Raw genomic sequence first — 24,523 nt, forward strand, 5'->3', positions numbered from 1 at the left:
GTAGAATATGAAAAAAATAAAAAACCTCTTAATTTTAAACACTTTTTTACCAATTTCGGTTGTTAGCTTTGTTTCTTGTGTAAACGCACTTGAAAAAAATCAGGCCGAATTTGACTTTGGAATTGCTACCCCAACAATTAACACACTAAATTATGTAAAAAATAATTCCTCACACAAAATTTTAAACTCTCTTGTTGAGTCTTTTGTAAAACCTGGGCCTTCAGCTTCAAAATCTTATGGCGCAAAACTTAATCTACCTACAATTTCCTTGCAATTATACAACACAAATTTGCCTTCATCAAGTGGTGAAGAAATTATGAAAACTCCGACAGAAATTTACTATGATGGGACTTCATATCAAATTAGCGATTTTGGCATGACTGCAGGGGTTATTTCGCCTTCTAGCGGTAACCAAAGATCATTTATCGGCATTCAAAATGACAGCCAGTCAATTGTTTCAACCACAATTTTTCTAAACAAAGGCGCTTCAAAATGGTCAAATAAGCAACCTGTTGTTGCACAAAATTTTATTGATTATATTCTTTATGTTTTAAATATTAACATCGCCTCACCTAATTTAGTTAAAACTTTATCATTAAATATTAAAAATGCTCAGCAAATAATATCCCTGCAACAAGATTATGTCTCCAAATTTGGCAATCCATATCGAAACCCTTTCGGGCAAAGAAGTTATAAAAAAAATCCTAAAACAGGCAAAGTAGGTCTTGATTTTGATCAAAAAATTTTTCAGTCTCAAAATAATGGGGATGAAGAATTTGTAAAACAATTTGCGCAACTTTCGCAAAATTTTGGAATGTATACAGGTCAAGTTTTTGAACAAATGACAAACAAAGAGGCTGTCGAGCTTGTCAAGGCTAATTTTGCTTTAAATCCTGATTTTAACTATAAATCCAAAGAGATTTATACAATTCAAGATGGTAAAAAAACAACTATTAAATTAACGAGAAACCCTTTTTTAGACCCTAGCCAAATTTTTGATGGACCAAATTTAACTCCACGCTATGATTTTCTTCCTGGTGATGAATTTGGTCTTAGAATCCAATTCGAGGATTCTGGCGCAAAAAAATTTATAAATTTATTTCGACTAATTATAGCTCCTGAAATTTTATTACCAATTAACCGCGAATTTGTCGAAATAGACGCTGGTGGAATCGATAATTTTGGAAATGATCTTTCAAAATTTTTAACAAACGGGCCTTTTGAAATATCAGACCTTAATTTGGGTTCGCAAGGTTCAATGATTTTAACTAAAAAACAAAGTTATTATTCTTCTAATAAAACAATCCCAAGCAAAATTAAGGTATTTTTTGCGGACCAACCGGAACTTTTATCATCGCTTTTTTTAGATGGTTATATTGCCAAAACAAAAATTCCCTCAACTTTTCAATCTAAATTCTGATCTGACAACCGGACAAAAAAATACATGCAAAAACAGAGTGGTTATGGAACAATTGGAATTCAAATCAATCTTGATAATGTCAAAAAAGGAAATTCTTGATTACAGGATCCTGACCTGCGCCGGGCTCTTTTTTACGGAATTAACCGAGTCGATCTTCTAAATTTATACGGACTTGATCATTCTTTCACCCAAACTACATGGTCAAATTTTGAAAATATTCTTACTGCTCGTGGCTATCCACTTGAAACATTTCTCGGAGATAAAAACTATAAATCTGAAGTTAGTGACAAAAATGGCAATAAAATAGAATTCCCTTTGTTAGCTCAGGATTATAAAAACCATTTGGCAAAAGATGTTTGATTTGAATCTGCGCCACGAAAGGATAATTCTTTTAATATAGAAGTATCAAAATTTTTCCTGGACCGGTTTAGAAAAAAATATCCTAATCTTGAAAAAGTAAAACTAAATTTTATCTATAAAGATGATAACGAAGAAAAAGTTGCCACTGGTTTACAAGACATTTTATTACGGAATACAAATAATTTTATACAAATTGACCCAAACAGACTTCCTGATGGAATTTACCAACAGCGGCTTTCAAAAGGCGAATTTGACCTTACAATAAAAAATTTTGATTTTTTTAACATTGGGAGCTCAGAGCCTCATTCTTATATTAAAGCATTTTTTAACGCAGATGAAATTTCGCCAACTAATAATAAATTTACGGGTCTAGAATCAAATCCTGCCGGTTCGCTAACTTATTGGAAAATGTGAAATTCAATAAGCAATAAAAAAAAGGAAGATCTAATTTCAAGACTTAAAATCTCTCGTATTTATTTAGAAAAATTCCAAGATTTAATAACTAGAAAAATTAAACTCGATGATCAAAAAAAACCGGTTTTTAAAGAAGTTTTTCTTGATCACGACCAAAAAGCGAGAGCTTTGGATATTAACAAAAAACCAATTTTAGTCCCTGAATTTACCGAAAGTCTTGATCAGTATAACGCTCGGCTTGATGCGTTTTTTAACGGAGTTTTTACAGAACAAGAAAAAAAGGAGGGTTGAACACAGAATAAAGTCTTTGATTTTGTTGTTGTTTTTGAAAAAATTATCCGCGAATTCGTTCCAATTATTCCTATTATGGAAGTCGACACACACTGAATTATTAACAGAATTCGTGCCGGAGAAGGCAATTCATTCCAATATGCATTTGATGTAGAAAATATTAAGGTCAATTTTTTGACTCCCGAAGACGGTAAGGATTAGTTTTTTCTTATACCAAAATTTAAAAAAGCGCTATAAATTTATAGCACTTTTTTAAATTTTGTTGGAAAGGTTTATAATTTTTTAGCAGCCTCTAAAAGTGTAAAATATTAACTTATTAAAAAACTGTTAGCTAAAAAAATGTTAGCTAGTGTTAATTCATACAAGAATTTTTTCTTTTGTTAAATAGGGGTCATTCATAATTGATTCAACTTTTTCTTTTTGGATAAATGCAAGCCCGATTTTTTGAATATAATTAATTTGTTCAGAACTTTTAACAGCAAGCCCAATAATAAATTTAATATGTTGCCCGTCCCATTCAAGTGTGTTTTTTAGGTGAATTATTTGCATACAATTTTGAAAAACCAACCCGCTTCCTTCATAGGTTCCGTGCACTAAAGCAAGATAATTTCCTAGTGCAACAGAAGATTCGAAATCTCGTTTTTCCATTGATTCTAAATATTCAAGGTTACAACAATTTTTTTTCATAAAAATTTTAATTAGCGTTTCAAATGCTTGTTTTTTTGAAGTAATTACTTGATTTAACAAAATATTTTCAACTTTTAAATTCATTTTAATTTACCTTTTTTGCTTTTGATAGAAATTAAGCACTAATTTAATCTCTTGATTATCTAAATTTGTATAGTTTTTTAGAAAAACTTGTGGATTTGTCGCTAATTTTTCCCTCATTTCTACTGCTTGCGCGTCAGATTTTCAGTCAAAATTAAGGATATTTGCAAAGGTTTTATAAATAATATTTAATTCAGCAGTGTTTAATTTTGCCCTTTTTGCATATTTTAATAGCAAATCAAATCTTTCGTTTTTTGAAATTTTAGTGACCGGATTTCGGCAAACACGCACTACTGGGTCTTGCAAAACAGGATTTTTAAATCTTTTTATTATGTTTTTAAAGTAAATATCAATTTCTTCATCTGACATTAAGGAATTTTCAAACAAAATTACCTTTTGCAAGACGTTTTTTAGTTGATTAACATAACTTTGTATAATTTCTGAATTTAAAGCTTCATGAATAAAATTAATTTTTAAAATATAGGCAAAATAAGCAATCCCTGAATGTAAAGTGTTAACAAAAAATAATTTCCGAAGTATAAAAAAGTCTAAATTTTGCAAATATTTTACACCTTTTAGTCTTATTTTTTGATTTTTGTCTTCTAGTATAATTTCTGAAAATGTTTCAGTATAAACGTTTAAATCATCTGAATTAGGGACTATTTGATCTATTGTTGTATCAACAAAATCTCAAAATTGACAGTTTCCTAAAATAGACTTAAAATAAGAACTAACTCTAAACCCGTTTTCAAAACAAATAATCTGTTTATCTTTTTGGTTTATTTTTGCAAGTTTTGCAAAAATTGGCTCTAAAAAAATTAAATTTTTAGCGCCAACAGAAGTTGAAATTATCTCGGATTCTTTTAGTTCTTTTAATAGATTATTTTCATCTTTTAAATTAATTGCAAAAAAACTCCTTATTTTATATTTTTCTCCATTTTCAAAATTAATAACATAATAAAAACCTTTTTTATTCAAATTGTCAATTAAATTTTGGTTGATATCAACAAAAACAATTTCAAATTTGTTTTGTCGATAAAGTTTTGCAATTAAACCTCGACCGATATTTCCTACTCCAAAATGGACAACTTTCATTACAATTTTCCTTCTTTTTCTCTAGTTTTTTTTATTTCTAATGCTATATTTTCGTAGGATTTTTTATCTAAAAATTGCGTTAAGACAATAATTTTTGCTGTTTGATTTTTTGCTCTTACACGATCTTTTAAACTTTGGATTGTTATTATAATTTCTTCTTTTCCAGTTAGATCAAAAATTGCTAAATTTGAAATTTCTACATTTAAAATATTATTTTCTTTTAAAATTTTTCCTAAAATTGACGCGGCCATAACTGATGAGCCCATTCCAGCATCGCAAGCAAAAACTATTTTCTCTCAACTTATCTCGGTTTTATTTGTGTTTTCATTATATACTTTTTTGTTTTTGTTTATTTTTTTATCTTTTTCTACCAAAAATTTCTTTTTTTCCACGTTTTTATTCAAAAGCCGTAGTAAAAAATTAATACTTAAGGCACTAATTAAACTAACTATAGTTGATCCAAAAATAGCAATTGTAAGGCCGATTAACGAATTAGTAGATTTTTCAACTTGAATATATTGGGCAATAATTGAACCTGGGGATACTGGAGCAAGTGCTCCAACGTTAAAAATTTGGAAAATTGTATTACCAAAAATTCCACCAGCTATTAGCGCTAAAATTAAAATTGGTTTTAAAAGCGCAAAAGGAAAATAAACCTCGTGAATTCCACCAAAAAAATGAATTGGAATAGAAGAAGTTGCCTGTGCTTTTGTAGTTTCTTGCTTCGAAAATATTAGATAAAAAAGCAAAATTCCTAGCCCAGGCCCAGGATTTGATTCTAATAAAAATAAAATAGACTTACCTGTTTCGTTTACCTGAAGTGCTCCTAATGTTGTAAAAACACCGTGATTTATAGCATTATTTAGAAAAAGAATTTTTGCAGGCTCGATAATTAAAGCTATTAATGGATATAATTTATACTCTCCCATTTTTGCCGTTAAAAATCCAAGCGATTTAATAAAATAACCAACCAAATAAATCGATAAATAATAAACAGGGAAGAGAAGAACAAAGCCTAAAAGTCCAAGATAAAAATTATTGATTAACATTTGATAGCCACTTGGAATTTTTTGAATTCAAAATTTTTCACTATGCTTTAAAATTAAGGCGGAAATTGGACCAAAAAGCATAACAGAAACCAACATCGGTGCTGTTCCGCCAGTAATTTTTATGAAAATTTCTGATTGCCCAGAGGCAACTGCGGCGATTGCAATTATTCCAGCAATTGCTCCGCCGCGTAATTTATAAATTTTATACCCACCAAGAAAACAAATTAAAATTGGAATTACATAAACAATTCCGAACCCAACCATTGTTGCAAGTTCTTGATTTGGCGCTCAACCAGTCGGAATAAAAAATGAAGTTAACAATCCTCAGGCAATAAAAACGCCAATAAGCGGCATAATCATTTGCCCTAAAAGTGAGCCGAATGCCTGAATTTTAGTTTTAAGTGTTTTGACCAAATTAGCCATAAAATCTCCTTTTTTTTGGTATAATTTTTAAAAATGAGTATTAATTTAATTAATCAACTTTCATTGTTATTAAAACAAAATCGGAATTTTATTGATAAGGAAATCGCCGGTTTTTTGCTTTCAAATATTGAAAAAATAATGTCCTTAAAATTAAAAATAATTGCCGAAAACGCAAATTGTTCAACTGCTTCAGTTATAAAATTTTGTAAAAAACTAGGTTTTAAGGGGCTAAAAGATTTATTACCAGCTCTGGATCGTAATTATTCATACTTAAATTTCCAAAATAAACGTTATTCTGAGAACAAAATTAACCAAAAAAATCAAATTTTAAGTAAATATCATATGATGATAATGAATAATCTTGATAAAATTTATAATCTAAACTATAATTCGATGATAAAATTTGTAAAATTATTACAAAAAACTCGACATATAATGCTTTTTGGGAAAGGTTCAAATTTAGAATCTATCAATATTTTTGCAAATTATTTATCAAAATTACAATATCATATCGATTATCATTATGATTTTGAAGTTCAGCAAAAATGGACTGAAAAATCAATCGATTCAAGTGTTTGTATTTTTTTTAGTTTCTCCGGAATGCATTCAATAATTGATGAATTAGTTAGTAAAATGAGAGCAAAAAGTTGCATAATTGTCTCTTTTACTGGAAATTTTGAAAGTAATTTATATAAGCAATCTTTAATTAGTTTTTTAACTTTTAAAAATGAAGATGTTCTTGAAAACCACACTTCTGCACGTATTTCTTTTATATATTTAGTAATGCAAATTATTAATTTGCTGAAAAATTAGTCGGTATTTTTTGTATACCACAATCAATTTTAAGTTTTTAAAAGGATAATTTAAGTTTTTAAAATTAATTTTACAAAAAGTAATTTTTATTTCTTTTTTATTTTAAATTTTTTTAAAAAATAAAAAAAGACTAATTCACTTTAACATTTTATGTTAATTTGAATTAGTCTTTAAATTAAAAAAATTTTCTAATTTTTAAAACCAACAAAAGGTAGCAATTTAAAAATTATACTTTAATTTATAGTGTTTTTTATTTTTGGAGCATTAAAATTTTAAAAATATAAATAGATAATTTTTTTATAGTAAATTTGAAAAAATCATTCTTAAGCGGGTTTAGCTCGATTTTTAAAGTGTTTTTTAATAATTCCATCAATTATGAAAACAAAATAAACAAAAAGGCTCAAACCTAAAATTATATATTTCCCAGCTTTTGGAATCAGACCAAGAATCCCGGGAATATAACCAATAAAATAGTCAGTATCTCCTCAATTTAGCGTAATTAGTGATTGTTTATTAGTCCCTTTTATTAAATTTCCAAGTTCATTTGTAACTAATGGCACTCAATTTCCAAGACCAAAAAATACAGGAATAAAAGTGATAATTAACCCACCAACAAAAGAACCAATAACTGCCCCTCATATTCCGCCTTTGATATTTCCAAAAACTCCAGAAGTTGCCCCTAGAAAAAAATGAGGTACAAGTCCTGGTAGAATTATTGCCGGAATAAGTGCTGAATATCCAAGTCCAAGGGTAATAAAAAATCCAATAATTCCGGCAAAAAAAGAAGAAATAAAGCCAATAATTATCGCATTTGGGGCATAAGGGAAAACCACTGGACAATCAACAGCAACTTTTGCATTTTTAATTAATTTATCAGAAAATCCTTTAAACATCGGCACTAATTCACCAATAAAAAGTCTAACTCCAAAAAGGATAATTTCAACTCCGGCCGTAAAAGTAAAAGCCGAAATTATCATTGTAACCACCCAATTTTTTTGTGCTAAAATACTAATTACACCTGCATCGGCAGCTTTGTCAAATTTTCCTAACTCATATAAAATACCTGCAGGTAAAAAAGCAAAAATATAAAATAAGAAAACTGTCAGTGAAATTGAAACTAAAGTATTTCGAAAAAAATACAGTGACTGGGGAAATTTAATTTCTTCGGTTGAAAGTGGCTTTTTTTTGGCAATTTTTGCAATTCCTTGACCAATTAGTCCTGAAAGGGCATAACCAAATCCGCCAGTATGACCTAGGGCAATTTCATTTGTGCCGGTAATTTGGAACATATATTTTTGCTGAACTGACGGTGAAACTACCATATAAATCGCCAAAATACTTGATCCAGCAATCAATGCCATTGCAAAATCACTCGAATTATTTTGAAAATCATAACCCGAAGTATACATAACAACGGCTAACATCAGTGACGAATAATATAAAACATGCCCAGAAAGATAGACATATTTTAGTCGCGAAAAGGTTGCAAGAATAATATTTAAAATCATTGCAATCACCATAATTAGCGAGCCTAAAGTAGCAATACTTGGCAGACTTTCAGTGAGAGCGCCAGCAAAAGCATCATTATTTGGAATCACCCCGTTTAAATTATAAACCCTTTGAAAAAGCGGTTGGAAAAAATTAAGTGAGGAAACTAAAACTCCAGCACCACCACCTAAGACAAGAAAACCAACACTAACTTTAAAGGAACTTATAATGATTTGTGAAAAACTTTTACGCATTGCAACTGCGCCGATTAGACTAAAAAGTCCAACTAAAAGCGCCGGTGTGCCCACAAAATCTTTTAAAAAATTTAAAAGTCAGAGGCCAAAATTCATAAATTATCCTTTCTTTTAGGTTATTTTTAAAGTTTTTTTTAATTTTATCTCGAGTTCTTCTTTTGATAAAATATTAGTCAAAATTACCATTTTACTTTTATCAAAAGCTAAACTTGGGGCAACATCAGCGCCGATTATAACTAAATCAACACCAAAAGAATCAAAACTGGAAATATTAGTATGCTCAACTGAGTCATAATTTATCTTTAATTTTTCAAGGACAGATTTAACATTTAGCTCTAAAAGTAGTGAAGATCCTAGTCCTGAACCACAAACACATTTAATTTTCATTTTTTAAACCTTTGTATTTTTTAATAATTTTATAAAATTCCGTAATTGAATTAGCCGCATAAATCTCCTTTTTAAAAGATGAATTTCCAAAAAAAGTGGCAAATTCCTTAATTAAATAGATATGATCATCAGCATTTGGTGCGCTTAAGGTAAAAATAATTTTTGCTTTTTTATCGCTTTGATTATTAAAAACTATCATTTTATCAAGAACTAAAATCGAAACTCCAACTTTTAGGCAATAATTCCCAACTGGGGCATGCAAAAGTGCAACTCCTTCTTCAAGAACATAATAGGCTCCAAATTTTTTTGTTTGCTCGATAATTGCCTTTTCGAGGTCAAATGTTGCAATTTTATTTTCTACTAAGATTTTTACACCTTCATAAATGGCTTGAATTCAATTACTTATTTGCACAAATTTAGTAAGTTTTTCATTAAAAAGTTCCATTTTCCTACCCACGATTGATAAAAGCAATTGTTAAAAATAAGATAAATGCAAGTAAAAGAACAAAAACAAAAGCGAAAAAAACAATTCAACCAGATTTTTCAGAAGTTTTTTGCTGTATCTGTTTTGGTTTTGGCATTGATTTAATGTAAAAGAATTTATTAGGATTTTTTTCTAAAGTGATTTTTTCGCTTGCTGATTTTTGTAATAATTTTTCAAGTTCAATTAAACTTTTGCCCTCAAGTTCGTTAATTTTAAAGTCATATAATTCAACAAGTTGGGTTTTTAATTCTTTTTTTGTCATTTTAACGGCCTAAATTATTAATTTTTTTAACTAAATTTTGGAATAAAAATGGATAAAATAAAAAATATTTTTTAAAAAAGGCTAATTTTTTATACTTTAGATATGAAAAAACAACTCTAAATTCGTTTTTTTCCAATTTTGAGTTTAATTCAACCTTTGTTTTTTTATAAGCTAGGGTATAAAATTTTCCATTTAAAACAAAATCAAGCAATATCACAAAAATACTTAAAACCAAAAAACCACCACTAATTCATAAAAAATTAAGAAATCCAAACAAAAAACTTAGATGAAAAGCTGCAAAAAAACTTGAAAAAACAAGCAAATCAATTAAATTATCCTTTTTTAAAAGGTAAAAATTATAGAAAAAGGCTAAATTTACAACCCCATAAATATGATTTTCTAAGTAAAAATTAGGGATTTTTATTATTTTTTTTTTAATTCAGATAGGTTTTAGAAAAAAATCGTTAATTAATAAAATAGAAAAATTTTGCTGATATTTTTCTATAAAATCCTTTTTTATCACTTCAAGATCTAATTTAGTAGAAATTTCCAATTTCGAATATTTAATTTTTAAATTAACTCTATAAATGAAAAAGATAAAAAATTGAATTAGAAAAAAAATAATTAAAGTAAACAAAATATATCAAGAAGAACTTTTAATCATTTTTGTTTTTATTAAATTTGTTAATTTGACTAAAATAATCAATTATTTTTGTCGGGTTATAAATTTTTTTACCCGATTTTCTTAGTTTTTGAATCACATCATTTTGACTTCAAAGTTCAAATTTTGTTTTATTTTCAATTTTTTGAAAATCAAGCCGATCATCAACTAAAATAACCATTTTTGCGTAAGTAAATTTTTTCATTAAAAATTTAAAAAGTGATTCAAACTGACTTTTTGAAAAATAAGACTGTTTTATCAATCTACCTTTTTTTAAAAAACTAATGCTTTGATCAATTATTACTTTTTCTACCCCAAATTGGTAAGTTATGATATTTGAAACAAAAAAAAGCTCTGATTCATTAACAATAAAACCTGGTAAAATCGAATAATTTCGCCTTGAAAACCGATTTTTTATTAACAAATTTGTCATAATTTTCACATCAGCAGAAGCATTTATAATTTCCAGTGCGTTAATTGTTGATTTTTCAGTAGAAATTAGTTTGTTCTCAAAATTGTTCCTGGGATTTTTCTCAAATAATCTTTTAATAATAAAGAAAACCAAAATCAAAAAAAGTAAGCCAATTGTTGCATATAAAACAATGTTAATTAATTGCATTTTTTTGTTTTTTGCCAAAGTTTTGAAAATTCTAAAAAATTTTCGTAAGAAAAAATTATATTACCTCCAATTGCAACATCCACTTTTTTTCTTAGAAAATCATTTCAATTATATTTTCGAAGGCCACCATCAGTATAAATTTTAATTTCCTTATTTAAAAAGCGAATTTGCTCAATTTTTGAAAATAGTTTGGAATTCAACATCTCACCCACCCCTCCAATTTTATTTATAGTCATTAATAAAACTACTTTTGCAAGGGAAATTATCTCACTGAAATGCTTAATTTTTTGTTTTGCTTGAATCATTAGACCAAAATTTATGTCCGGAAAATTTTGATTTAATTTTTCAAAGCTTGACTTTGTAATTTGTTCAGCAGGTAAAAAAATTGTCCTAAAGCCAATTTTGACTAATTTTTCAATTTTTTCAATTGAATTTACACACATTAAATGTGCATCAAATTCAATTTTTGGGAATAATTTAATTAAATATTCAGCAATTTGATAATTAGCACCAAAATTGGGCACATAAATTCCATCTGCAAAATCAATATGACAATATTTTAAGCCTAAAATTTGTAATTTTTTTAAAATTTTGATAACACTGAACAAATTTAGTGCCATAATACTTTGGGAATAATCTATTTTTAGCCTCCTTTGGGGTAAAAATACCCCAAATTTAATTTTACTTTTTTTTTTTTTTTTTTTTGCAAGCATCTTTAAAATTTTTTTCATTCCAACCGAAAAAAATTAAAAAATCATTTGTTTTCTATAAAAAACAGGGAGCAATGTTTAAATTAGTATATTAATTTTTGGCACTATCAAAAAAGGTGTGACAAAATGAAATAATGCAAATCTACAGCTGAAGATGAATCTAAATATATCAAAATTGCCAATCTAAAGGTTAAAAATCGCAATTTTGGATTTTACAGAAGAATTTAGCCAAATTTATAAAAAAGAAAAATGCAAAATAGACACAAAGAGTCAATTTTGGATGTATATGAAACAATTTAATAAGAAATTGAAATATAATTAAAAAACAATTAGAAATTATTTTCCCTAATCGGTTAAATAATGTAAAATTAAATTAGATTTCTATTTGAAAAATCCCTAAAAAATTTAAAACACAAAATTATGAACACTCACTTTTTTAGTTTTAAAATTTTAACATATATTAAAAACTTTTTAGGGAAAATACCTAAAAATATTATATTTTAAAAGAATAAGTTATTATGTTAATCAATCGCTAAAAATAAATTACACTAAAATTCAGGCACATTTTTGCAAATAAACATAATTTCAACTATCAAAATTACTATTTTTAAATAGATAAAAATGAAAAACAAGTTAAGAATTTTAAAAATAAACTTAAATCTTTTGTCTTTAAATTTATTAATTAATAAAAAGATCTACGATTCCCCTTCTATCTCAAGATATTTTTTATTTTTATGACCGCGAAAATCTACTCTTGCAATTTCTTCATAATATTGATCTCTGCCATCCAAATCCCTAGAAAAGGGAGTGTGTTCTTCTAGAATTAATTCTTTTTCTTGTTGGCTATATAAATTAGTATTTTCTAGAAAGTCTGTAAAACGATGAAATTCATGGTCTATTTCTTTTAGATATTTATTCAATGCATCCCGATATAAAATTAATTCTTCCCTCGATGATTCAATCACATTTTTAGATAAATTGTTATATCTTGGTGATCTAGAAACAAAAAATTCGGGATCCATGCCATCACGCAGAAAAATATCTTGTTCAAGTTTGACCAATTTTTGTTTAAAATAATATTTTAAAATTTCGTATTTACCTTGATAAATATTATCATATAAATTTGAATGACCAAATCAGTAATAAATTTTTTGATTATCAACATACAATAAAATGAAATTTTTTAATGCAATTGGCAAAATTCATCCTTCGCCTGATCCATAGGCGGGGTAGTAATATGGTTTAAATCAAAAAACTGGCTTTTTTGAATCAAATTGGGAAATTATTTCATCAAAAAGTCCGTATTCTTGCCCGCCGAAGTAAAAAATTTCGAAATTTTCAAGTTTTAATTTCGCCCATCTTGGCAGAATTAAATAATCAGGTTTATCGGGGTAAAAATATTGACCTTCAATTTCATATTTTGGGCCAAATAAAATTTGCAACAAATAGATTAATTCAATTTTATTTGTCCAATTATTCACACTATCATAATAAGTTTGGCCTCTTTCACCAAAAAGTTCGATGCAATATTTTCGATATTCTGGGCCAAATTTATCAAATCAACTAAGAATAAATTTATCACGATTTTCAATATTTAAGTTAAGCTTTTTAATCCCGTATTTTTCAAATTTTTTAAGCAAATTTTCATAAGTTTCAAAAGTAAATACATTTTGAATTGGTTGAATTTGGGTTTTTTCACTAAAATTATAATTCTCTTTTAATAACAAATTGTAAATATTTTCTACATTTTGCCCTAAATATGCTTTATTTATATCTACAAACTTTGAATTATATTCATATCTATTTGATAAAAAATCAAAGATTTTTTCGTGATAATTTGCTAAATTTTTTGGTTTTGCATAAGGAACACTTTCCTGTATTTCCTTAATAATTAAAGCTTCAATTTCTCTAAATTCGCTTTTTGATTTAAACATTTTTGAAAAGACAGCCGGATAAGAGATTGAAAATTCGCATTTTTCAATATCATCAAAGTTTTCAAAGACAACAGCAACAACTTCTTCAAAACCTTTACCGTCGTATAAATAATCATATAAACCACGAAGTTCATCGATAAAATCAAAATTTTCTTTTCCATTTTTATCACAATATTCATTGTTTGCTCAACCGCCAATTAAACACCTAATATCATTATAAAAATGGAAATTATTGAGCCTTTTGGAGAAAAATGCACTTTTTGTGATATCTTCTAGTTTTAAATTATAAATATAATCTTCTTGTTTATAATTTAAACTAATAATTCTTTCAATTGGGTTAGGATCGAAAACGTCATAATTAAGGTAATTGAATAAAAAATCTGGAATTTCATAATACTCATCATTACAATTAGACGATAAATGAATTTCATGCTCAACTATGTTTCGAATTGAACAACGACTTTTAATATTAACTTCTATATATTTTAGTTTTTTTAACTGTTTTTTTGCCTTAGATAATGAATTTATCAGCTTTTCCATATAAAAAATGCACCTTTTCAATATTTAACATTTTTTTTCTTTTTATAAATTCGCGCTTTATGCCCCTTTTCTCATACCCTATCATTCTTAATCTCCTTACATGATAACTGGGAAAATATATTTTTATGTATGGCTTGTGATTTTTCTCTGCTCTTGGTTGAATATCAAACTCATTTTTAGGGTTAGTTCAATCAATAGCATCATTAGCTAGTCCTTCCCCAACAACAAAGCGATCTTTAGTAAAACCGATATCCTTATTTAAATTATTATTTGGATCTGTTAGCCTTCCATTTCCTAGAACCAAATTTGCTGTATCTTTTGTTTTTTCAGCCAAAGTTCTCATAACTAATTCGTTATGTGAATAAAAATCAATAGGGGAATTTAATTTTTCCCTGATATAATCACGGTCATCTTGATTCATTTTATCTTTTATTAAACTAGGCAGCAAATTATCAATAACAATTTGAGTTAATACTGATTGGGCTAGCAAACTCCCAACGGCTAAAATTCAGGCTTGAGTTGCTGATATTTCTTCCTGACTAATAACAAAATAAGGTTTTAAGTTTTCAGTCTGAAAATTAAAAAATCAAGCAAGATGGATTCCCGTGTATTTTTTTAATTTTTCTTTATCTTTTACAATAGAAAGTTTTAAAGTCGTTGCCTTTGCTTTTGTTTTAATGCTAGACTCGCCTTTTTCTTTTGGCAATTTTTCTAAGTCAACCACAATTGAGCTTTCAGTTCTTGAAATAATCGGGCTATAATCAACTGGCGAATACTCACTTCTGCCGTTATCAATTCATCTACGTAGGCTATCAACAACTTTTGGAACAGTTTTTACAGCTGCTACAGTAGCTGTTGTTGCTGCTACTGCAGCAATGGCAGCTGCAACAGCTTTTGTAATAAATGGAATAAAAGGAAGAAGGAAAAAGAAGGTTTTTTCAACCCGAGTTTGATTTTGAAGTTCTCTAAAGTCAAAAACGTGACCTTCAAATTTTAGTTTTGGTATACCTTTTTCAAAATAGAGTTCAGCTTTTTTGTTAACAAATTCAAGTGAAGCACTATTTAAAATTACCTGACCATCTTGATTAATTTGAATTTTAATATCATCTAGATTAGGAGTCTCTGAATGAGTGCTTGTTTTGTTTAGATGTGTTTGGGTTTTTTTAATATTTGCGTTGATAACAAGCGAATTTTGTTGGTTTTTGGTTGAAACAATTTGGACTAAATCATCAAAATTTAGCGGTTTTTTTGAATTTAATAAATCTATATCACGGGTTTCGAGTTTAAAATCTGAATAGCTTTTTGTATTTTGAAAATGTCAAAGAGGGCCAAAAACACTTAGTGTCAGTGAAAAGAAACCGACAATATTAGTGATAAACTTAAAAAGTTTCAGTTTTTTCTTCATGTTTTTTCTTTTTAAAATTATAACATGTATTTATTTCTGAAAATATCATTTAAAAATATTGTATTTTAAAAGAATAAATTAATACAAATTAGCATGCTAATTTTAGACATCTTCAAAAAAGTGTGTCAAAATAAACAATACAGATTCACAGTTGAAGACAAATTTAAGTACATTAAAATTGTCAAATCTAAGGGGTTAAAAATCGCAATTTTACATTTTGCAGAAGAATTTAGCCAAATTTATAAAAAAGAAAAATGCAAAATAGACACAAAGAGTCAATTTTGGATGTATATGAAACAATTTAATAAGAAATTGAAATATAATTAAAAAACAATTAGAAATTATTTTCCCTAATCGGTTAAATAATGTAAAATTAAATTAGATTTCTATTTGAAAAATCCCTAAAAAATTTAAAACACAAAATTATGAACACTCACTTTTTTAGTTTTAAAATTTTAACATATATTAAAAACTTTTTAGGGAAAATACCTAAAAATATTATATTTTAAAAGAATAAGTTATTATGTTAATCAATCGCTAAAAATAAATTACACTAAAATTCAGGCACATTTTTGCAAATAAACATAATTTCAACTATCAAAATTACTATTTTTAAATAGATAAAAATGAAAAACAAGTTAAGAATTTTAAAAATAAACTTAAATCTTTTGTCTTTAAATTTATTAATTAATAAAAAGATCTACGATTCCCCTTCTATCTCAAGATATTTTTTATTTTTATGACCGCGAAAATCTACTCTTGCAATTTCTTCATAATATTGATCTCTGCCATCCAAATCCCTAGAAAAGGGAGGGTGTTCTTCTAGAATTAATTCTTTTTCTTGTTGGCTATATAAATTAGTATTTTCTAGAAAGTCTGTAAAACGATCAAATTCATGGTCTATTTCTTTTAGATATTTATTCAATGCATCCCGATATAAAATTAATTCTTCCCTCGATGATTCAATCACATTTTTAGATAAATTGTTATATCTTGGTGATCTAGAAACAAAAAATTCGGGATCCATGCCATCACGCAGAAAAATATCTTGTTCAAGTTTGACCAATTTTTGTTTAAAATAATATTTTAAAATTTCGTATTTACCTTGATAAATATTATCATATAAATTTGAATGACCAAATCAGTAATAAATTTTTTGATTATCAACATACAATAAAATGAAATTTTTTAATGCAATTGGCAAAATTCATCCTTCGCCTCCACAATCAACGGAGTAGTAAGATGGTTTAAATCAAAAAACTGGCTTTTTTGAGTCAAATTGGGAAATTATTTCATCAAAAAGTCCGTATTCTTGCCCACCAAAGTAAAAAATTTCGAAATTTTCAAGTTTTAATTTCCCCCATCTTGGCAGAATTAAATAATCAGGTTTATTGGGGTAAAAATATTGATCTTCAATTTCATATTTTGGGCCAAATAAAATTTGCAACAAATAGATTAATTCAATTTTATTTGTCCAATTATTCAAATTATCATAATAAGTTTGGCCTCTTTTACCAAAAAGTTCGATGCAATATTTTCGATATTCTGGGCCAAATTTATCAAATCAACTAAGAATAAATTTATCACGATTTTCAATATTTAAGTTAAGCTTTTTAATCCCGTATTTTTCAAATTTTTTAAGCAAATTTTCATAAGTTTCAAAAGTAAATACATTTTGAATTGGTTGAATTTGGGTTTTTTCACTAAAATTATAATTCTCTTTTAATAACAAATTGTAAATATTTTCTACATTTTGCCCTAAATATGCTTTATTTATATCTACAAACTTTGAATTATATTCATATCAATTTGATAAAAAATCAAAGATTTTTTCGTGATAATTTGCTAAATTTTTTGGTTTTGCATAAGGAACACTTTCCTGTATTTCCTTAATAATTAAAGCTTCAATTTCTCTTAATTCGCTTTTTGATTTAAACATTTTTGAAAAGACAGCCGGATAAGAGATTGAAAATTCGCATTTTTCAATATCATCAAAGTTTTCAAAGACAACAACAACAACTTCTTCAAAACCTTTACCGTCTAAATAATCATATAAACCACGAAGTTCATCGATAAAATCAAAATTTTCTTTTCCATTTTTATCACAATATTCATTGTTTGCTCAACCGCCAATTAAACACCTAATATCATTATAAAAATGGAAATTATTGAGCCTTTTGGAGAAAAATGCACTTTTTGTGATATCTTCTAGTTTTAAATTATAAATATAATCTTCTTGTTTATAATTTAAACTAATAATTCTTTCAATTGGGTTAGGATAGAAGCCATTACTAAGGTAATATAATAAAAAATTTTCATAATAATACTCATAATTACAATTAGACGATAAACGAACTTCATGATCAACTATATTTCGAATTGAACAACGACTTTTAATATTAATTTCTATATATTTTAGTTTTTTTAACTGTTTTTTTGCCTTAGATAATGAATTTATCAGCTTCTCCATATAAAAAATGCACCTTTTCAATATTTAACATTTTTTTTCTTTTTATAAATTCGCGCTTTATGCCCCTTTTTTCATACCCTATCATTCTTAATCTCCTTACATGATAACTGGGAAAATATATTTTTATGTATGATTGTTTATTTTGAGTTTTACTTGGTTGAATATCAAACTCATTTTTAGGGTTAGTTCAATCAATAGCATCATTAGCTAACCCTTCCCCAACAACAAAACGATCTTTAGTAAAACCGATATCTTTATTTAAATTATTATTTGGATCTGTTAGCCTTCCATTTCCTAGAATCAAATTTGCTGTATCTTTTGTTTTTTCAGCCAAATCTCACATAACTAATTCGTTATGTGAATAAAAATCAATAGGGGAATTTAATTTTTCCCTGATATAATCACGGTCATCTTGATTCATTTTATCTTTTATTAAACTAGGCAGCAAATTATCAATAACAATTTGAGTTAATACTGATTGGGCTAGCAAACTCCCAACGGCTAAAATTCAGGCTTGAGTTGCTGATATTTCTTCTTGACTAATAACAAAATAAGGTTTTAAGTTTTCAGTCTGAAAATTAAAAAATCAAGCAAGATGGATTCCCGTGTATTTTTCTAATTTTTCTTTATCTTTTACAATAGAAAGTTTTAAAGTCGTTGCCTTTGCTTTTGTTTTAATGCTAGACTCGCCTTTTTCTTTTGGCAATTTTTCTAAGTCAACCACAATTGAGCTTTCAGTTCTTGAAATAATCGGGCTATAATCAACTGGCGAATACTCACTTCTGCCGTTATCAATTCATCTACGTAGGCTATCAACAACTTTTGGAACAGTTTTTACAGCTGCTACAGTAGCTGTTGTTGCTGCTACTGCAGCAATGGCAGCTGCAACAGCTTTTGTAATAAATGGAATAAAAGGAAGAAGGAAAAAGAAGGTTTTTTCAACCCGAGTTTGATTTTGAAGTTCTCTAAAGTCAAAAACGTGACCTTCAAATTTTAGTTTTGGTATACCTTTTTCAAAATAGAGTTCAGCTTTTTTGTTAACAAATTCAAGTGAAGCACTATTTAAAATTACCTGACCATCTTGATTAATTTGAATTTTAATATCATCTAGATTAGGAGTCTCTGAATGAGTGCTTGTTTTGTTTAGATGTGTTTGGGTTTTTTTAATATTTGCGTTGATAACAAGCGAATTTTGTTGGTTTTTGGTTGAAACAATTTGGACTAAATCATCAAAATTTAGCGGTTTTTTTGAATTTAATAAATCTATATCACGGGTTTCGAGTTTAAAATCTGAATAGCTTTTTGTATTTTGAAAATGTCAAAGAGGGCCAAAAACACTTAGTGTCAGTGAAAAGAAACCGACAATATTAGTGATAAACTTAAAAAGTTTCAGTTTTTTCTTCATGTTTTTTCCTTTTAAAATTATAACATGTATTTAAGAATTTTTCTGAAAATATCATTTAAAAATATTGTATTTTAAAAGAATAAATTAATACAAATTAGCATGCTAATTTTAGACATCTTCAAAAAAGTGTGTCAAAATAAACAATACAGATTCACAGTTGAAGACAAATTTAAGTACATTAAAATTGTCAAATCTAAAGGTTAAAAATCGCAATTTTGGATTTTACAGAAGAATTTAGCCAAATTTATAAAAAAGAAAAATGCAAAATAGACACAAAGAGTCAATTTTGGATGTATATGAAACAATTTAATAAGAAATTGAAATATAATTAAAAAACAATTAGAAATTATTTTCCCTAATCGGTTAAATAATGTAAAATTAAATTAGATTTCTATTTGAAAAATCCCTAAAAAATTTAAAACACAAAATTATGAACACTCACTTTTTTAGTTTTAAAATTTTAACATATATTAAAAACTTTTTAGGGAAAATACCTAAAAATATTATATTTTAAAAGAATAAGTTATTATGTTAATCAATCGCTAAAAATAAATTACAATAAAACTCAGGCACATTTTTGCAAATAAACATAATTTCAACTATCAAAATTACTATTTTTAAATAGATAAAAATGAAAAACAAGTTAAGAATTTTAAAAATAAACTTAAATCTTTTGTCTTTAAATTTATTAATTAATAAAAGGATCTACGATTCCCCTTCTATCTCAAGATATTTTTTATTTTTATGACCGCGAAAATCTACTCTTGCAATTTCTTCATAATATTGATTTCTGCCATCCAAATCCCTAGAAAAGGGAGGGTGTTCTTCTAGAATTAATTCTTTTTCTTGTTGGCTATATAAATTAGTATTTTCTAGAAAGTCTGTAAAACGATCAAATTCATGGTCTATTTCTTTTAGATATTTATTCAATGCATCCCGATATAAAATTAATTCTTCCCTCGATGATTCAATCACATTTTTAGATAAATTGTTATACCTTGGTGATCTAGAAACAAAAAATTCGGGATCCATGCCATCACGCAGAAAAATATCTTGTTCAAGTTTGACCAATTTTTGTTTAAAATAATATTTTAAAATTTCGTATTTACCTTGATAAATATTATCATATAAATTTGAATGACCAAATCAGTAATAAATTTTTTGATTATCAACATACAATAAAATGAAATTTTTTAATGCAATTGGCAAAATTCATCCTTCGCCTCCACAATCAACGGAGTAGTAAGATGGTTTAAATCAAAAAACTGGCTTTTTTGAGTCAAATTGGGAAATTATTTCATCAAAAAGTCCGTATTCTTGCCCACCAAAGTAAAAAATTTCGAAATTTTCAAGTTTTAATTTCCCCCATCTTGGCAGAATTAAATAATCAGGTTTATTGGGGTAAAAATATTGATCTTCAATTTCATATTTTGGGCCAAATAAAATTTGCAACAAATAGATTAATTCAATTTTATTTGTCCAATTATTCAAATTATCATAATAAGTTTGGCCTCTTTTACCAAAAAGTTCGATGCAATATTTTCGATATTCTGGGCCAAATTTATCAAATCAACTAAGAATAAATTTATCACGATTTTCAATATTTAAGTTAAGCTTTTTAATCCCGTATTTTTCAAATTTTTTAAGCAAATTTTCATAAGTTTCAAAAGTAAATACATTTTGAATTGGTTGAATTTGGGTTTTTTCACTAAAATTATAATTCTCTTTTAATAACAAATTGTAAATATTTTCTACATTTTGCCCTAAATATGCTTTATTTATATCTACAAACTTTGAATTATATTCATATCAATTTGATAAAAAATCAAAGATTTTTTCGTGATAATTTGCTAAATTTTTTGGTTTTGCATAAGGAACACTTTCCTGTATTTCCTTAATAATTAAAGCTTCAATTTCTCTTAATTCGCTTTTTGATTTAAACATTTTTGAAAAGACAGCCGGATAAGAGATTGAAAATTCGCATTTTTCAATATCATCAAAGTTTTCAAAGACAACAACAACAACTTCTTCAAAACCTTTACCGTCTAAATAATCATATAAACCACGAAGTTCATCGATAAAATCAAAATTTTCTTTTCCATTTTTATCACAATATTCATTGTTTGCTCAACCGCCAATTAAACACCTAATATCATTATAAAAATGGAAATTATTGAGCCTTTTGGAGAAAAATGCACTTTTTGTGATATCTTCTAGTTTTAAATTATAAATATAATCTTCTTGTTTATAATTTAAACTAATAATTCTTTCAATTGGGTTAGGATAGAAGCCATTACTAAGGTAATATAATAAAAAATTTTCATAATAATACTCATAATTACAATTAAACAATAACTGAACTTCATGATCAACTATATTTCGAATTGAACAACGACTTTTAATATTAATTTCTATATATTTTAGTTTTTTTAACTGTTTTTTTGCCTTAGATAATGAATTTATCAGCTTCTCCATATAAAAAATGCACCTTTTCAATATTTAACATTTTTTTTCTTTTTATAAATTCGCGCTTTATGCCCCTTTTCTTATCCCCTATCATTCTTAATCTCCTTACATGATAACTGGGAAAATATATTTTGACGTATGATTGATTATTTTGAGCTTTACTTGGTTGAATATCAAACTCATTTTTAGGGTTAGTTCAATCAATAGCATCATTAGCTAGCCCTTCCCCAACAACAAAACGATCTTTAGTAAAACCGATATCTTTATTTAAATTATTATTTGAATCTGTTAGCCTTCCATTTCTTAGAACCAAATTTGCTGTATCTTTTGTTTTTTCAGCCAAAGTTCTCATAACTAATTCGTTATGTGAATAAAAATCAATAGGGGAATTTAATTTTTCCCTGATATAATCACGGTCATCTTGATTCATTTTATCTTTTATTAAACTAGGCAGCAAATTATCAATAACAATTTGAGTTAATACTGATTGGGCTAGCAAACTCCCAACGGCTAAAATTCAGGCTTGAGTTGCTGATATTTCTTCTTGACTAATAACAAAATAAGGTTTTAAGTTTTCAGTCTGAAAATTAAAAAATCAAGCAAGATGGATTCCCGTGTATTTTTCTAATTTTTCTAATTTTTCTTTATCTTTTACAATAGAAAGTTTTAAAGTCGTTGCCTTTGCTTTTGTTTTAATGCTAGACTCGCCTTTTTCTTTTGGCAATTTTTCTAAGTCAACCACAATTGAGCTTTCAGTTCTTGAAATAATCGGGCTATAATCAACTGGCGAATACTCACTTCTGCCGTTATCAATTCATCTACGTAGGCTATCAACAACTTTTGGAACAGTTTTTACAGCTGCTACAGTAGCTGTTGTTGCTGCTACTGCAGCAATGGCAGCTGCAACAGCTTTTGTAATAAATGGAATAAAAGGAAGAAGGAAAAAGAAGGTTTTTTCAACCCGAGTTTGATTTTGAAGTTCTCTAAAGTCAAAAACGTGACCTTCAAATTTTAGTTTTGGTATACCTTTTTCAAAATAGAGTTCAGCTTTTTTGTTAACAAATTCAAGTGAAGCACTATTTAAAATTACCTGACCATCTTGATTAATTTGAATTTTAATATCATCTAAATTAGGAGTCTCTGAATGAGTGCTTGTTTTGTTTAGATGTGTTTGGGTTTTTTTAATATTTGCATTGATAACAAGCGAATTTTGTTGGTTTTTGGTTGAAACAATTTGGACTAAATCATCAAAATTTAGCGGTTTTTTTGAATTTAATAAATCTATATCACGGGTTTCGAGTTTAAAATCTGAATAGCTTTTTGTATTTTGAAAATGTCAAAGAGGGCCAAAAACACTTAGTGTCAGTGAAAAGAAACCGACAATATTAGTGATAAACTTAAAAAGTTTCAGTTTTTTCTTCATGTTTTTTCCTTATTTATATATTCTTTAATTTTTAAAATTATTATTGATTTAAAATTATAAACATGTATTTAAGAATTTTTCTGAAAATATCATTTAAAAATATTGTATTTTAAAAGAATAAATTAATACAAATTAGCATGCTAATTTTAGACATCTTCAAAAAAGTGTGTCAAAATAAACAATACAGATTCACAGTTGAAGACAAATTTAAGTACATTAAAATTGTCAAATCTAAGGGGTTAAAAATCGCAATTTTACATTTTGCAGAAGAATTTATCCAAATTTATAAAAAAGAAAAATGCAAAATAGACACAAAGAGTCAATTTTGGATGTATATGAAACAATTTAATAAGAAATTGACACATAATTAAAAAACAATTAGAAATTATTTTCCCTAATCGGTTAAATAATGTAAAATTAAATTAAATTTCTATTTGAAAAATCCATAAAAATTTAAAACACAAAATTATGAATACTCCTTTTTTTTAGAATTGAACCTTTTAACTTTTTGCACATTTTAATTATTAACTTTAATTATAATAGTTTTAATATTCTGTGACATAATCAGAGCTTTTTAAATACTTTTAAGTTATAATATACCTTAAATTTGTTATTTATAAGACACCTTTAAATAAAAATGAAAAAATTTACTAAAAAATACGGCTTTATTGGTTTATTTTTGGCTCTAAATCTTGGAATTTTGTTGGCAAACGTTGCTTTGCTAACAAATAATTGAATAAAACTGAATCCAAAAGTTAATCTTGAAAGTCTTTTAAAGTCAATTGTTGAAATTAAGATTCAAAAAAATGAGGAAATTTCTTTTGCTACCGGTTTTGTTATAGATAATAAAATTATTACTAATAAACACATTCTTGAAAATAGCGATGAAATTGATATTTTTTATCGGCTTGCAAATGAAAAAGACTATAAAAAAACCAGAATTATAAAAATTTCACAAAACTATGACATATTAAGTTTGCAATTAAACACACAAGTTAAAAATCTTGAAATAGAAGAAAATTTTAATTATGCCGATGAAATTTTTACAATTGGAAACCCACATAATCTTGGCTTGACAATCAGCAAAGGCATTATTTCAGGAACTAATAAATTAGCAAATCAAAGTTTTGTTCGAACTAGTATCACAATTGAGCCAGGAAATAGTGGCGGACCTGTTTTAAATACTAAAAACAAAGTAATTGGGATAATGACTTTTCGCCTTATAAATGAAAAACCAGTTCAAGGTATTTCTTTTTTTCTCCCTTCAAGTCAAATAAAAGAGTTTTTAAATTCAAATTAAATTTTTAATATTCTAAATTATTTACTATCAAAAACCATTAAATTAATATACTCCAAATTATTAAAATTTGTGATTAAGTTTT

19 protein-coding genes and 4 pseudogenes are annotated in these 24,523 nt (G+C 26.8%); 7 read left to right on the forward strand and 16 right to left on the reverse strand.

Annotation, left to right across the window (positions count from 1 at the left end; translation table 4 throughout):
• The first annotated feature begins 7 nt into the window (after nucleotides 1-7).
• The gene (locus tag MYF_RS02460; RefSeq protein WP_002557862.1) at nucleotides 8-2,686 is read left to right on the forward strand and encodes a periplasmic substrate-binding domain-containing protein; all 2,679 of its coding nucleotides are present in this window, start codon (nucleotides 8-10) and stop codon (nucleotides 2,684-2,686) included.
• A gap of 141 nt (nucleotides 2,687-2,827) precedes the next feature.
• Here MYF_RS02460 and MYF_RS02465 read toward each other — a convergent pair whose 3' ends face one another.
• Genes MYF_RS02465 through MYF_RS02475 form a run of 3 tightly spaced genes read right to left on the reverse strand, consistent with a single transcriptional unit; the run spans nucleotide 2,828 to nucleotide 5,820 of the window.
• The gene (locus MYF_RS02465; protein ID WP_002557863.1) at nucleotides 2,828-3,256 is read right to left on the reverse strand and encodes a PTS sugar transporter subunit IIA; all 429 of its coding nucleotides are present in this window, start codon (nucleotides 3,254-3,256) and stop codon (nucleotides 2,828-2,830) included.
• 6 nt (nucleotides 3,257-3,262) lie between these two features.
• Nucleotides 3,263-4,348 (reverse strand): mannitol-1-phosphate 5-dehydrogenase, encoded by a 1,086-nt coding sequence (locus tag MYF_RS02470; protein WP_002557864.1) that lies wholly within the window; start codon nucleotides 4,346-4,348, stop codon nucleotides 3,263-3,265.
• Nucleotides 4,348-5,820: a PTS mannitol transporter subunit IICB gene (locus MYF_RS02475; protein WP_002557865.1), complete on the reverse strand. Its 1,473-nt coding sequence runs from the start codon at nucleotides 5,818-5,820 to the stop codon at nucleotides 4,348-4,350. Before MYF_RS02475 ends, MYF_RS02470 begins: the two co-directional genes overlap by 1 nt.
• 33 nt (nucleotides 5,821-5,853) lie before the next feature.
• On the opposite strand from MYF_RS02475, the gene MYF_RS02480 reads away from it, so the two are divergent.
• A complete protein-coding gene (locus MYF_RS02480) occupies nucleotides 5,854-6,633 on the forward strand; it encodes a MurR/RpiR family transcriptional regulator (RefSeq protein ID WP_002557866.1) in 780 nt (259 codons plus the stop codon).
• A 323-nt stretch (nucleotides 6,634-6,956) separates the two neighbouring features.
• Here MYF_RS02480 and MYF_RS02485 read toward each other — a convergent pair whose 3' ends face one another.
• The 7 genes from MYF_RS02485 to MYF_RS02515 all read right to left on the reverse strand — a co-directional run bounded on the left by MYF_RS02485 (nucleotide 6,957) and on the right by MYF_RS02515 (nucleotide 11,519).
• A complete protein-coding gene (locus tag MYF_RS02485) occupies nucleotides 6,957-8,471 on the reverse strand; it encodes a PTS ascorbate transporter subunit IIC (RefSeq protein ID WP_002557867.1) in 1,515 nt (504 codons plus the stop codon).
• Between the two features lie 15 nt (nucleotides 8,472-8,486).
• Nucleotides 8,487-8,762 carry a PTS sugar transporter subunit IIB gene (locus tag MYF_RS02490; protein ID WP_002557868.1) on the reverse strand — a complete coding sequence of 92 codons (276 nt, stop codon included), beginning with the start codon at nucleotides 8,760-8,762 and terminating at the stop codon, nucleotides 8,487-8,489.
• On the reverse strand, nucleotides 8,752-9,207 hold the full coding sequence (locus tag MYF_RS02495) for a PTS sugar transporter subunit IIA (RefSeq protein ID WP_039387665.1): 456 nt from the start codon (nucleotides 9,205-9,207) through the stop codon (nucleotides 8,752-8,754). Before MYF_RS02495 ends, MYF_RS02490 begins: the two co-directional genes overlap by 11 nt.
• Before the next feature lie 4 nt (nucleotides 9,208-9,211).
• Nucleotides 9,212-9,508 (reverse strand): hypothetical protein, encoded by a 297-nt coding sequence (locus MYF_RS02500; RefSeq protein WP_002557870.1) that lies wholly within the window; start codon nucleotides 9,506-9,508, stop codon nucleotides 9,212-9,214.
• A 1-nt stretch (nucleotide 9,509) separates the two neighbouring features.
• The gene (locus MYF_RS02505) at nucleotides 9,510-10,061 is read right to left on the reverse strand and encodes a hypothetical protein (protein WP_231237875.1); all 552 of its coding nucleotides are present in this window, start codon (nucleotides 10,059-10,061) and stop codon (nucleotides 9,510-9,512) included.
• 103 nt (nucleotides 10,062-10,164) lie between these two features.
• Nucleotides 10,165-10,788: a hypothetical protein gene (locus MYF_RS02510; RefSeq protein ID WP_002557872.1), complete on the reverse strand. Its 624-nt coding sequence runs from the start codon at nucleotides 10,786-10,788 to the stop codon at nucleotides 10,165-10,167.
• Entirely contained in the window at nucleotides 10,779-11,519 is a 741-nt protein-coding gene (locus MYF_RS02515) for a beta/alpha barrel domain-containing protein (protein WP_236681776.1), read from the reverse strand. The genes MYF_RS02510 and MYF_RS02515 overlap by 10 nt, the downstream gene beginning before the upstream one ends.
• 278 nt (nucleotides 11,520-11,797) lie before the next feature.
• Here MYF_RS02515 and MYF_RS03550 point away from each other — a divergent pair.
• A pseudogene (locus MYF_RS03550) lies at nucleotides 11,798-11,875 on the forward strand (transposase); the annotation flags it as partial.
• Between the two features lie 318 nt (nucleotides 11,876-12,193).
• Here the strand turns inward: MYF_RS03550 and MYF_RS02520 are convergent.
• Together MYF_RS02520 and MYF_RS03440 are read right to left on the reverse strand one after the other, a co-directional pair.
• A complete protein-coding gene (locus tag MYF_RS02520; protein WP_039387800.1) occupies nucleotides 12,194-13,882 on the reverse strand; it encodes a hypothetical protein in 1,689 nt (562 codons plus the stop codon).
• A gap of 61 nt (nucleotides 13,883-13,943) precedes the next feature.
• On the reverse strand, nucleotides 13,944-15,377 hold the full coding sequence (locus MYF_RS03440; protein WP_039387667.1) for a hypothetical protein: 1,434 nt from the start codon (nucleotides 15,375-15,377) through the stop codon (nucleotides 13,944-13,946).
• Nucleotides 15,378-15,681: 304 nt separating this feature from the next.
• Here MYF_RS03440 and MYF_RS03555 point away from each other — a divergent pair.
• A pseudogene (locus MYF_RS03555) lies at nucleotides 15,682-15,759 on the forward strand (transposase); the annotation flags it as partial.
• A 318-nt stretch (nucleotides 15,760-16,077) separates the two neighbouring features.
• Here MYF_RS03555 and MYF_RS02535 read toward each other — a convergent pair.
• Entirely contained in the window at nucleotides 16,078-17,757 is a 1,680-nt protein-coding gene (locus MYF_RS02535; RefSeq protein ID WP_039387801.1) for a hypothetical protein, read from the reverse strand.
• 61 nt (nucleotides 17,758-17,818) lie between these two features.
• On the reverse strand, nucleotides 17,819-19,252 hold the full coding sequence (locus MYF_RS03445; RefSeq protein ID WP_039387670.1) for a hypothetical protein: 1,434 nt from the start codon (nucleotides 19,250-19,252) through the stop codon (nucleotides 17,819-17,821).
• A gap of 309 nt (nucleotides 19,253-19,561) precedes the next feature.
• Here MYF_RS03445 and MYF_RS03560 point away from each other — a divergent pair.
• Nucleotides 19,562-19,639 (forward strand): annotated as a pseudogene (locus tag MYF_RS03560) (transposase); the annotation flags it as partial.
• Between the two features lie 318 nt (nucleotides 19,640-19,957).
• Here MYF_RS03560 and MYF_RS02545 read toward each other — a convergent pair.
• Together MYF_RS02545 and MYF_RS03450 are read right to left on the reverse strand one after the other, a co-directional pair.
• On the reverse strand, nucleotides 19,958-21,637 hold the full coding sequence (locus MYF_RS02545; RefSeq protein ID WP_039387803.1) for a hypothetical protein: 1,680 nt from the start codon (nucleotides 21,635-21,637) through the stop codon (nucleotides 19,958-19,960).
• A gap of 61 nt (nucleotides 21,638-21,698) precedes the next feature.
• A complete protein-coding gene (locus tag MYF_RS03450; protein WP_039387671.1) occupies nucleotides 21,699-23,141 on the reverse strand; it encodes a hypothetical protein in 1,443 nt (480 codons plus the stop codon).
• A 348-nt stretch (nucleotides 23,142-23,489) separates the two neighbouring features.
• Between MYF_RS03450 and MYF_RS03565 the strand changes: the two are divergent.
• Nucleotides 23,490-23,567: pseudogene (locus MYF_RS03565) on the forward strand (transposase); the annotation flags it as partial.
• Nucleotides 23,568-23,778: 211 nt separating this feature from the next.
• Entirely contained in the window at nucleotides 23,779-24,441 is a 663-nt protein-coding gene (locus tag MYF_RS02560) for a S1C family serine protease (RefSeq protein ID WP_002557698.1), read from the forward strand.
• The last annotated feature ends 82 nt before the right edge of the window (nucleotides 24,442-24,523 follow it).

This window comes from Mesomycoplasma flocculare ATCC 27399 (genome assembly GCF_000815065.1).
In the GTDB taxonomy this organism is placed as follows: Bacteria; Bacillota_I; Bacilli_A; order Mycoplasmatales; family Metamycoplasmataceae; genus Mesomycoplasma; species Mesomycoplasma flocculare.